The sequence below is a fragment of the Streptomyces sp. NPDC036764 genome, from assembly GCF_055609385.1.
The window spans coordinates 244,442-255,228 of sequence record NZ_JBVJPT010000013.1; the positions used below are offsets into that span (position 1 = coordinate 244,442).

Annotated in this window: 5 protein-coding genes and 1 pseudogene; 2 read left to right on the forward strand and 4 right to left on the reverse strand. The window is 70.8% G+C overall.

Translation table 11 applies throughout. The features are described from left to right. Nucleotides 1–107 precede the first annotated feature (107 nt). Together ACZ69Q_RS35440 and ACZ69Q_RS35445 are read left to right on the forward strand one after the other, a co-directional pair. Nucleotides 108–595: pseudogene (locus ACZ69Q_RS35440) on the forward strand (transposase); the annotation flags it as partial. Nucleotides 596–1,280: 685 nt separating this feature from the next. Next, the gene (locus ACZ69Q_RS35445) at nucleotides 1,281–4,841 is read left to right on the forward strand and encodes a SpoIIE family protein phosphatase (protein WP_471050149.1); all 3,561 of its coding nucleotides are present in this window, start codon (nucleotides 1,281–1,283) and stop codon (nucleotides 4,839–4,841) included. Nucleotides 4,842–4,968: 127 nt separating this feature from the next. On the opposite strand, the gene ACZ69Q_RS35450 is transcribed toward ACZ69Q_RS35445, so the two are convergent. The 4 genes from ACZ69Q_RS35450 to ACZ69Q_RS35465 all read right to left on the reverse strand — a co-directional run bounded on the left by ACZ69Q_RS35450 (nucleotide 4,969) and on the right by ACZ69Q_RS35465 (nucleotide 10,588). Beyond that, complete coding sequence (locus ACZ69Q_RS35450) at nucleotides 4,969–6,450, reverse strand: APC family permease (RefSeq protein WP_471050151.1); 1,482 nt, start codon at nucleotides 6,448–6,450, stop codon at nucleotides 4,969–4,971. Beyond that, nucleotides 6,447–8,003 (reverse strand): GMC family oxidoreductase, encoded by a 1,557-nt coding sequence (locus tag ACZ69Q_RS35455; protein WP_471050153.1) that lies wholly within the window; start codon nucleotides 8,001–8,003, stop codon nucleotides 6,447–6,449. The genes ACZ69Q_RS35450 and ACZ69Q_RS35455 overlap by 4 nt, the downstream gene beginning before the upstream one ends. A 94-nt stretch (nucleotides 8,004–8,097) precedes the next feature. Further along, complete coding sequence (locus tag ACZ69Q_RS35460; protein WP_471050156.1) at nucleotides 8,098–9,564, reverse strand: aldehyde dehydrogenase family protein; 1,467 nt, start codon at nucleotides 9,562–9,564, stop codon at nucleotides 8,098–8,100. Nucleotides 9,565–10,006: 442 nt separating this feature from the next. Then, nucleotides 10,007–10,588, reverse strand: a complete 582-nt coding sequence (locus ACZ69Q_RS35465) for a TetR/AcrR family transcriptional regulator (protein WP_471050159.1) — start codon at nucleotides 10,586–10,588, stop codon at nucleotides 10,007–10,009. Nucleotides 10,589–10,787: the final 199 nt, after the last annotated feature.

Genomic DNA, 10,787 nt, shown 5'->3' on the forward strand with positions numbered 1-10,787 from the left:
GACGCATCTGTCGGTGGTGCGCGCGCTCCTGCGGGCGACACTGGGCCCGGGGTTGCGGGCATCGCGCGGCTGCGGGCAGGCTGCGGGCCTGCTGTTCAAGGGCGAAAGGCGCACCTGCGGGCGGCTTCCCCTGCACTGGGGGACACTGCGCGGCGCCGGTGCTGCTGTTCAAGGGCGAAGGGCTCTCGCTCGTCCTGACGCCCGGTCAGCGGGCCGACCGCACCCAGTTCGAGGCTGTCATGGAACGGATCCGGGTGCCCCGCCTGGCCACCGGCCGGCCTCGCACGACACCCGACAGCGTCAGCGCCGACAAGGGCTACAGCAACCGTCGCACCCGCGCCTACCTGCGTGGACACGGGATCCGGCACGTCATCCCGGAGAAAGCCGACCCAGCGGCCGGCCGTCTGCGGCGCGGGAGCACCGGTGGCCGGCCACCCGGCTTCGACAGGAGCGGTACGCCAAGCGCAACACTGTCGAGCGGGCGATCAACAAGCTGAAACAGTTCCGCGCGGTCGCGACCAGATGCGACAAACGCGCCTACGTCTGCCTCGGCACCGTCACCGCCGCAGCACTCGTCATCTGGCTCTGCTCATGATCGCCAGGACAGACCCCAGTTGGGTCGCTTGGCCGGGCACATTCTCTCCAACTGGCGTGCGCTGTGGTCACAGTGCGCTGCAGCCGAGAGCGGTGCACATGCAGCGGCCCGCCCGCCGCGCGAGTTGAGTGCCTCCAGATCGAGGCGGCCGAAGACCGCGCCGTCGCCAGAGGTCGTCTTCTTCGTTGTTTCGTCCCGCGGACGGTGTTTGGTCCCACGAGATCGGGTCGCGCCAGGTCGGGGTGGCTTCGCAGGTGAGGCGGCGAGGCAGGACGCCGAACCCCGTCGCATCATCGTTGCGTTTGACGATGGTGAGTGCGAGTCGGACCCGGGAGTGGGTCCAGTTGACGAGTCGGCGTATCCGCCGACGGCCCACACCAACTCCACGGCCTGCCCTTTGCGGCCCGCCACCTTCTTCTTCCCGCCGTCCCGGCCGCCACGCTGAGCGGGGATGGCCGCTCGCAGGGGGCGAGTCGACGATCGTCGCCGCCGGCGTGCGGCTGCAAGCGTACACTTCTTTGCAAATCACAGTTTTTGTTATTTTAACTGTGCAATTCTGGCGAGAGCGCAGCCAGAACCGTCGGATCCGGCGTCTGATCTGCCCGGAGGATCCGCAGCGAGTGGCCGTCGGCAGCCTTGGGAGGGCGCGGGCGAATCACATAGGCGCCAGGAGGAACATTTCTCGATGACCCGGCCCGATGACCCGCGCACCGCGGCGGCCCGGATGTTCGCCGAGGCCGGCGCGTTCGGCGAGCTTCTGGCTGGGATCGAGTGGGCGGCGACGCCGCTCGGGCCCCCTGAGACCTGGCCGGGGCCCCTGGTGGACAGCATGCGCCTCATGCTCACCTCTGAGCACGGCATGGCTCTGTACTGGGGCTCCGAATTCGCCACCCTGTACAACCTGGGCTCCTCACCCATAGTCGGCGCCAAACACCCCTGGGCGCTCGGCAAGCCCTACAAGGACGTGTTCCCCGAAGTCTGGGCCCACCCCGTGAGCTCCCACTTCCACTATGTGATCGATACCCGCAAGTCCCTGCTGATCCCCGATGAGCCGCTCATCATGGAGCGCCACGGCTTTCCGGAACAGTGCTACTTCGACTCCTCCTTCCAGCCCGTGCTGCTGGACGACGGCACCGCCGGCGGCGTGCTGCAGATCATCACCGAGACCACCGGCCGGGTACTGGGCGAGCGCCGGTTGCGTCTGCTGAGCGAGACCGGAGCCCGCACGGCCGGGCTGCCCACCCCGGACGAGGTCGCCCGCGTCGTCGCGGAGGTGCTGGGTTCCTATCCCGAGGAGATCCCGTTCCTGGGCCTGTACCTCGCCTCCGAGCCGGGGAAGCTGCGGCTTGCGGCCTCCACCGGGCTCCAGCCGGTGCACGAGGCCGCCTCGCAGAGCGCGGCAGACGCGTCGGAGATCGCGGACCGGCTGGCGCAGGTGGTCGCCGACGGTGCCCCGGCCACGCTGCCGGCCACCGCGCTCACCGGCGGCAACACCACCGGGCAGCACGCCGCGGCCGCCCGGCTCCCGGTCGAGGAGGCGCTGGCTCTGCCGCTGGACTTCGCGGGCCAGGTGGGAGGGGTCCTGGCCGTGGGCATCAACCCCTGCTTCCCACCGGCCGGGGCCTACCGCGACTTCTTGGAGGTGCTCGCCGCCGCCGTGGCCGGGGCACTGACGGCTGCACTCGCTCACGATGAGCAGCGCCGGCGGGCGGAGGCGCTGGCCGAGCTGGACCGGGCCAAGACCACCTTCTTCGCCAACGTCAGCCATGAACTGCGCACCCCGCTCACCCTGCTCCTGGGTCCGCTCCAGCAGGTTCTGGCCGACGAGGACCGACCCGAGCGGCGCGAGCAACTGGAGCTGGCCGAGCGTGGCGCCCTGCGCCTGCTGAAGCAGGTCAACACCCTCCTGGAGGTCGCCAGGGCCGATGCCGGGCAGATACGCCCTGCCCTCGAGCCGGTCGACCTCGCCGTTGCCACGGCCGAGCTGGCCGGGGTGTTCCGCTCCGCCTTCGAGGCGGCCGGGCTGACGCTGAAGGTGGACTGCCCGCCGCTGCCCCGGCCGGTGTCCGTGGACCGGGAGATGTGGGAGAAGATCATCCTCAACCTGCTCAGCAACGCCCTGAAGTTCACCTTCACCGGCGGCGCCCGGGTACAGGTGGCCGCGGTCGGCGACCGAGCCCGGCTGACCGTGACCGACACCGGCACCGGCATCCCCGCAGACGAGCTGCCGCGCCTGTTCGAACGCTTCTACCGGGTCCGAGGCGCCCGCTCCCGCTCCCACGAGGGCAGCGGCCTCGGCCTGGTCCTTGTGAAGGACCTGGTGGAAGCCCACGGCGGCACCGTCGGCGTGGACAGCCGACTCGGCCAGGGCACCAGCGTCACCGTGGACCTCCCCTTCGCCACCGCCCAGCGACATCGCCCGGCCCCGCCCGTGGCCGGCGACGGAGCCCCCGGGGAAACCCCCAGAGAAGGCGAAAGCGGCCGGTCCGGCGGCGCTGCGGCCTATGTGGACGAGGCGCTGGGCTGGCTGGCGGCCGACCCCGTCCCCGCCGCAGCAGGCACGCCGCACGCCCCCGCCGCAGCCACCCCCGCAGCAGGCACGCCGCACGCCCCCGCCGCAGCAGGCACGCCGCACGCCCGCGCGGCCCACGATGCCCCCCGCGGCCCCGGCCCGCACGAAACCGACCGCCCCCACCGGGCCCGCCTGCTGGTCGTCGACGACAACGCCGACATGCGGGCCTACCTCACCCAGCTCCTGCAGCCCGACTACGACGTGCTGCTCGCCGCCGACGGCCGGGCCGCCCTGGAGATGGCCCTGACGCAGCCGGTGGAGCTGGTGCTCAGCGACGTGATGATGCCCGGCATGGACGGCTTCGAGCTGGTCCGGGCGCTGCGCGCCGACTCGCGCACCGCCCGCCTGCCCATCGTCTTGCTCACCGCCCGCGCCGGGGAGGAGGAATCCGTGCAGGGCCGGCAGGCCGGCGCCGACGACTACCTGGCCAAACCCTTCTCCGCGCGGCAGCTGCTGGCGCGCGTCCGCACCGGGTTGGAGCTCTCCCGGCTGCGCGAACAGGTCCTGACCGAGACCCGCCACCAGTTGGCCGTGCTGGGCTCCCTGGCCGAGGCGGGCCTGCGGCTGGCCGCCACCCTCGACCCGGACCAGATACTGCAGACCGCCGGCCAGATCTTGCTGCCCGACTTCGCCGACCAGATCAGCATCCACCTCACCGCCGCGAAACCCGCCCCGGCGCAGTCACCCCCGGCATACATCGCCGGCACCCCTCTTCTTGCCCGCGAGGCCCTGGCCACCGCCGCCAACCACGCGATCAACGGCACCGCGCCGGCAACAGCCGGCCCGCACCCGCCGCCCGCCGCCGTGCTGGCGCTGCCGCTGCACGCCCATGACCAGACACTGGGGGCCCTGGTACTGGTCCGGCGCGCCGACTACTCCGCGGTCGAACGCAAGTATCTGGAGAACCTCGCCCACCGCCTGGCCCTGGCCTACGACAACGCCACCAGGTACCACAACGAGCGCCGCCTAGCCCTGACCTTGCAGCGCGCTCTGCTGCCCCACGGCCTGCCCGAGGTTCCCGGGGTTCGCCTGGCCACCCACTACCAGGCCAGCAACCGCGGCGCCGAGGTCGGCGGCGACTGGTACGACGTGCTCGCACTGCCCGACGGTGCCGTGGGGCTGGCCATCGGCGACGTCATGGGCCACGACGTCGACGCCGCCATCGTGATGGGCCAGCTCCGCTCCGCCCTGCACAGCCTCGCGATGGAGGGCGCCGGTCCGGCCCAGGTGCTGGCCAGGCTGGACGCCTACCTGCAGTCGATCGCCACCGAACGCTTCGCAACCTGCCTGTACGCCGTCTACGACCCACACCGCCACCGCCTGCGCTACGCCGCCAGCGGGCACCTGCCGCCCCTGCTGATAGCCACCGACACCGCCTATCTGGAGCTGCCCCCGGCGCTGCCGCTGGGACTGGGCAGCACCCCGGTCGACCGCGAGGTGGCGTTCCCGCCCGGCACCAGCCTGCTGCTGTACACCGACGGCCTGCTGGAAAACCGAGTGCTGTCCCTGGGCGACCGCCTGGCGGCCCTGTGCCAGACCTGCGGCGCGCTGCCCGCCGCCGCCCGCACCGACCCCCAGCAGATCACCGAACGGGCCCTGGAGCTGCTGAACACCCCGGACCGGGTCGACGACGACACCGCCCTGCTCGCCGCCACGGCCGAACCATCGGGTTGAACCGGCGACCCGCAGGCTGACGGAAGTGCCGTGTGACCGATCCCTACTGCTCGTAGTCATTGCTCGGTATGGACTTGGCGTTCCGGAATCGATGCTCGTGCTTGCGTCATTCCTGCTCTGGCCACAGTCAGTCGGCGGCGAGACCTCGCTTCTCCGGTACGGCGTCACCGGCGGGGGCGCCCCCGCGGCCGTAGTGATGGGTGGTGAACATGTAGAGCAGGCCGGAGCCCACGACGACCGCGCCGCACAGCAGGACGATCCAGTTCTCCCACCAGGACTTCTCCGGAGTGCGGGCCCAGGAGATGTTGATGATGGCGAGGATGCCGTAGACCAGCGCCGCGACGTTCACCGCCAGGCCCCACCGGCCCAGGGTGAACTCCCCGGCCGGGCGCCAGCCCTTGAGCCGGGCGCGCAGCGCGGCCAGGACAACCATCTGGAACGAGCCGTAGATACCGAGGATCGCGAACGACACGATGTTGGTGAGGGCGTCTTCGGAGAGCAGTGAGGCGAAGGCGATGAGCAGCGGCACCGCCGCGGACACGAACAGCGCATAGCCGGGGACCGCGCGAGCGTGGGAGAAGCGCCGTAGAAGCTGGTGCCCGACGATCATCTCGTCACGGGCGTAGGAGTAGATGAGTCGCCCGGCGGCGGCCTGAAGGCTGATGGTGCAGGACAGGAAGGAGATCAGGACCACGGCCATCACCAGTCGGGCCCCGGTCTCGCCCATGGCGTCGTACAGCACGTCCACCACCGGGTCGGCCTGCTCGCCGGAGATGATCGCGTTGAAGTCCGTGACCGACAGCAGCAGCGACATGCAGGTGAACGTGGCCGCGGCGCCGCCGATGTAGATGGTGCGGCGCATCGCGCGGGGGATGACCCGGCCGGGGTGGGCGACCTCCTCTGCGGTGTCGCCGCACGCCTCGAAGCCGTAGTACTGGTAGAGGCCGATGATGGCGGCTGCCAGGAACGCAGGGAGGTAGGAGCCGTCTTGCTCCACGCCGTAGGTGTCGAAGATGACGCCGAGGCCGTGGTGACGGTGGGTGGCCAGCAGGTAGACGCCGACGACGAGGGCGCCGATGAGCTCGCCGGTGAAACCGATGAGGGCCGCCACCGACAGTGCCTTGGTGCCCATGTAGTTGATGAGGATGGCGACGACGATGAGCACGGCGGTGCACAGCACGGTGGTGTGCACGGTGGCTCTGAAGCCGAAGAGGATGGCGATGTAAGGGCCGGCGCCGTAGGCGACGGAGGTGATGGTCACCAGCAGCGCCCACATGTACACCCAGCCGGTCATCCACGCCCAGCGCTTCCCCCAAAGGCGCCTGGCCCAGGGGTAGACACCGCCTGCGATCGGGTACTGGGCGACGATCTCGCCGAAGATCAGCGCGACGAGGAACTGACCGCAGCCGGCGATCAAGAACGCCCAGATCATCGGCGGTCCGCCGTCGACGATCGCGATGCCGAAGAGGGTGTAGGTGCCCACCACCGGGGAGAGATAGGTGAAGCCGAGGGCGAAGTTGGCCCAGGGGCCCATGTCCTTGCGGAACTCCGAGCCGGGCTCCCCGGTCGGGACGCCGGACGCGGGTGCGGGGGGTTGGGTACCGGTCATCGCCGCGCCCCCTGTCCCGCGGTGATCAGGTCGGCGGCGCGTTCGGCGGCGAGCAGGACGGTCACCATGGGGTTGATGGTGGGCATCGTCGGGAACACCGACGCGTCGACGATCCGTACGCCCTCGACGCCGCGCAGGCGCAACTCCGGGTCGCAGACGGCCATTGGGTCGTCCGGGGCGCCCATGCGGCAGGTGCCTGCCGGGTGGTAGACGGTGTGTGCCGCACGGCGGCCGTACTCCGACAGGTCGGCGTCGGAGACGACGTCCGGGCCGGGCGCGACCTCGCGGACGAGCCAGTCGCGCAGCGGGTCGGTGGCGGCGACCTCGCGGGCGATCTTCAGTCCGTCCACGATGGTCCGCTCGTCATGTCCCTCCGGGTCGGTGAAGTACCGGAAGTCCAGGGCGGGATGCTCGCCAGGGTCGGCGCTCCGCAGCCACATGCGGCCGGTGGAGCGGGCACGCGGCACGTTCGGCGTCATGCACACTCCGTGCTGCGGGACGGGGTATCCCAGGCGCTCGGTGTTGGCCGTGAACGGCACTTGGTAGAAGTGGAACATCAGGGCGGGGCGAGGCTGGTCCTTGTCGCGGCGCAGGAACAGCCCGGCGTCGGAGTCCATGGCGGAGTTGGGCGGCAGTGGGCCGGCGGTCTCCCAGATGATCACCGACTCGGGATGGTCCAGCAGGTTCTCGCCTACGCCGGGCACGTCGGCCCGTACGTCGATGCCCAGGCCGCGCAGGTCGTCGGCCGGGCCGATACCGGACAGCATCAGCAGGCGCGGGGTGTCGATGGCACCTGCGCACAGCAGGAGTTCACGCTCGGCGCGTACGGTGGCGGGCTCGCCGTCGGCGCCGCGGACGGCGACGCGGGTCAGCCGTCCCGACTCGTCGGTGAGAAGTTGGTGGGCCCAGGTCTCCAGCAGGAGCGTGAGGTTGGGCCGGTCCAGGACGGGGTGGAGGTAGGCCACGGAGGCGGAGGAGCGTAGGTTGCCCTCCGGTTGGTAGGCCAGCGAGAAGAATCCGGCGCCGTCGGCGAAGGGTTCGGCGTTGAAGTCGTCGACGACGGGGACGCCGAGGGCGCGGGCGGCCGCGGTGACGAAGTCCTTGGCGATGGGATTGCGGTCGGCCTCGGCCACGGGGACGATCTCGGTCAGCAGCCGGTCACGGTACGGCAGGATCGTCGCCGGGTCCCAGCCGGCGCAGCCCCGGCTCACCCAGTCGTCGAGGTCCTGGGGCAGCGGCAGGAAGCTGATCAGCGTGTTGTGGGAGGAGCAGCCGCCCAGCACGCGGGCACGTGAGTGCAGGATGTGGGAGTTGCCGCGCGGCTGCTCGACGGTCGTGTAGCCGTAGTCGAACTCCGAGCCGAGCAGGTTGATCCAGTTACGCAGGCGCAGAATGCGTTCGTCGCCGACGTCGCTCGGGCCGCCCTCGATGACGCAGACGCGGCAGTCGGGGTCCTCGCTCAGGCGGGCGGCGAGCACACAGCCGGCGGTGCCACCGCCGACGATGACGTAGTCGTAGGCGGACTCGGCGCCGTACGCGATTGTGGGGGCCATGCGGTGCCCTTCTTCGTCGGCCGTTGCGCAACGGGGCGCCCGGCTGGTCGGTGGTGGTCGGCGCGCTGTGGACGGGCGCTGAGTGGCCCGAAGGTCAGCCCTTGAACCAGCCGGAGCGAGCGGGGGCGAGGTTCTGGTAGATGTGCTTGGCCTCCTGGTACTCGCGAAGCCCGGTGGGGCCCAGTTCACGTCCGACGCCGGAGCGGCCGAAGCCGCCCCACTCGGCCTGCGGCAGGTAGGGGTGGAAGTCATTGATCCACACGGTGCCGTGCCGTAGCCGCTGTGCGACCCGCTGGGCGCGGCTCGCGTCGGAGGTCCATACGCCACCGGCCAGGCCGTAGCGGGTGCCGTTGGCCAGTTCGACCGCCTCGTCCTCGGTGCGGAAGCGCTCTACGGTGACCACCGGGCCGAAGACCTCTTCCTGGACGATGCGCATGGACCGGTCGCAGTCGGCGAAGATCGTCGGCAGCAGGAAGAAGCCGCGGCTCAGGGCGGGGTCGTCGGGGCGGGTGCCGCCGGTGACGAGTCGAGCGCCCTCCTCCCGGCCGAGGGCGATGTAGCTCTCGACCTTCTCGCGGTGCGCGGCGGAGCTGAGCGGACCGCTTTCGGTGCCCTCTTCGAGTCCGTTGCCGAGCCGGATCGCCCGCGCGCGGTCGGCGTACGCCTCGACGAAGCGGTCGTGCAGCGAGTCCTCGACCAGCAGACGCGAACCGGCCGAGCAGACCTGCCCGGAGTGCAGGAAGGCGGCGTCCAGGGCGTAGTCCACGGCGGCGTCGAAGTCGGCGTCCGCGAACACGATGTTGGGGTTCTTGCCGCCCAGCTCCAGTGCGATGTTCCTCGGCCCCTGGGCGGCGCTGGCCATGATGGACCGTCCGGTGGACAGGCCGCCGGTGAAGGACACCAGGTCGACCTCGGGGTGGCTGGTGAGCGCGGCGCCGACGGTGGCACCGGATCCGAGCACCAGGTTGGCGACGCCGGGTGGTGCGCCGGCCTCCTCGATGAGCCGGACCATGGCGATCGTGGTGAGCGGTGTGATCTCGCTCGGTTTGAGGACGAAGGTGTTGCCGGCGACCAGGGCCGGGGCCACCTTCCAGGAGGCCTGGAGCAGCGGGTAGTTCCAGGGCGCGATGAGCGCGCACACCCCGACCGGCTGATAGACGACACGGCTCAGGACGTCCGGGCCCACGTCCACGACCCTGCCGCCGTCCTTGCCCGCGAGTTCGGCGAAGTAGCGGAAGGCGTTCGCCACGTCCTCCACATCGATCCGGCCCTCGGTGAGCGTCTTGCCGGTGTCGAGTGTCTCGGTGCGGGCGATCTCCTCCTTGTCACGCAGCAGCAGATCGCGGACGCGCAGCAGGAGGTCGGCCCGGTCACGTGTGGGGGCGTTCGCCCAGTCCCCGGCGTCGAAGGCACGCCGGGCAGCGTGCACGGCGCGGTCCACGTCGGTGGCGTCGGCCTCGTCGACAGTGGTGACGACGGAGGCGTCGTAGGGGTTGACCACCTCCCGCCGCGCACCGGCCGCAGCCTGTGTCCACTCACCGTCGATGTAGAGCTCACCCACCGCGGGCCTCCTTCGCGTCCTGCCGGGACCGATCTATCGGTTCGACGTTTCAGCAACATGGCCGATCGAACGGACGGCGGCCGCGGGACGCACCGCCGAGATCGCGTCCGGGTGGCCCAGAGGACCCGGGTGGGCTAGTGGTTCGGCTCGGATGGTTGACCAGGTGATGGAGACGCCGGGTGGGCCGCTGTGAGGGCGAATGCGTCAGGTCTCAGTTCCGCAAGGCCTCAAGGCGAGCATGTTCTCCGCCGCGCTCCGCCTCCCTGCCGTCTGGGGTGGGGCTGGGCGTTGAGCGGGCCGAACTCGTCCAGGCAGAAGATGACTTCGGGCTCGTAGCCGTCGGGGATCTCAGGGGGAAGGCGATCGCGGTGTGCATCGCCGTGCAGTTGTGGGGGCGAACCCGGATGGCCCGGTCGGCGGCATGGGGCTGTGCCGTTCTGTGTCAGTCGACTTCGCCGCTGGCGCGCATGCCTTCGAGCAGTGTGGCGAGGTAGCGGTGTGCGGTGTCGACACGGGAAGCGGGGGTGCCTCCGTGGACGTTCACAGCGTGAGCGATGCCGCACATGAGCGGGACGAGGTCGGCGGCGGTGAGGTCGGAGCGGACCGCTCCGGCATTGCGGGCCCGGTCGAGGAGTTCGGTGCCGGTCGACGCCAGCGACCTCTTGAGTTCCGTGGTGCGCGGCAGGGTGTCCGTGGCCGAAGCGGCGACCGGGGGCAGGGCGGCGTCGATGACCTGTGCTTCGACGATGTGGGAGAGGAAGCCCTCCAGCGCATGCCAGGGGTCGGTGTCGGCGAGTGCCTGTTTGCCGTGTGTGGCAAGGGATTCCAGGCAGGGGGTGGCGACGGTCTCCAGCAGCGCTTCGGGGGTGGCGAAGTGCCGGTAGACCGTGGCAACCCCGACACCCGCCCGGCGTGCGACGTCATTGAGCTGCAATGCGGCGCCCTGGTCGACGAGGTCGCGGGCGACGGCGACGATACGGTCCCAGTTGCGGGCGGCGTCCTTGCGCATCTGTGGCGTCGTCATGATTTGCAGTCCAGGTCACTCGTCCGGTTACACAGGTCCGGCTTTCGATCATATGCGTGGTCGGAGGAGAGATGCCCTTGGTCCGGAAGGGGGGTGGGGGGGGGGGGGGGGGTCCCCCCCCCCCCCCCCTTCCCCCCCCCCCCCCCCCCCCACAAAAACACAGGTGGGATCCCCCCCCCCTTCCCGCCCCTCCCCACAA

Excerpts from the sequence above, each read along its gene's own strand:
- ACZ69Q_RS35450 (WP_471050151.1), bottom strand. The coding sequence starts at position 6,450 with ATGACCGGTACCCAACCCCCCGCACCCGCGTCCGGCGTCCCGACCGGG.
- ACZ69Q_RS35445 (WP_471050149.1), top strand. The coding sequence starts at position 1,281 with ATGACCCGGCCCGATGACCCGCGCACCGCGGCGGCCCGGATGTTCGCC.
- ACZ69Q_RS35455 (WP_471050153.1), bottom strand. The coding sequence starts at position 8,003 with ATGGCCCCCACAATCGCGTACGGCGCCGAGTCCGCCTACGACTACGTC.
- ACZ69Q_RS35465 (WP_471050159.1), bottom strand. The coding sequence starts at position 10,588 with ATGACGACGCCACAGATGCGCAAGGACGCCGCCCGCAACTGGGACCGT.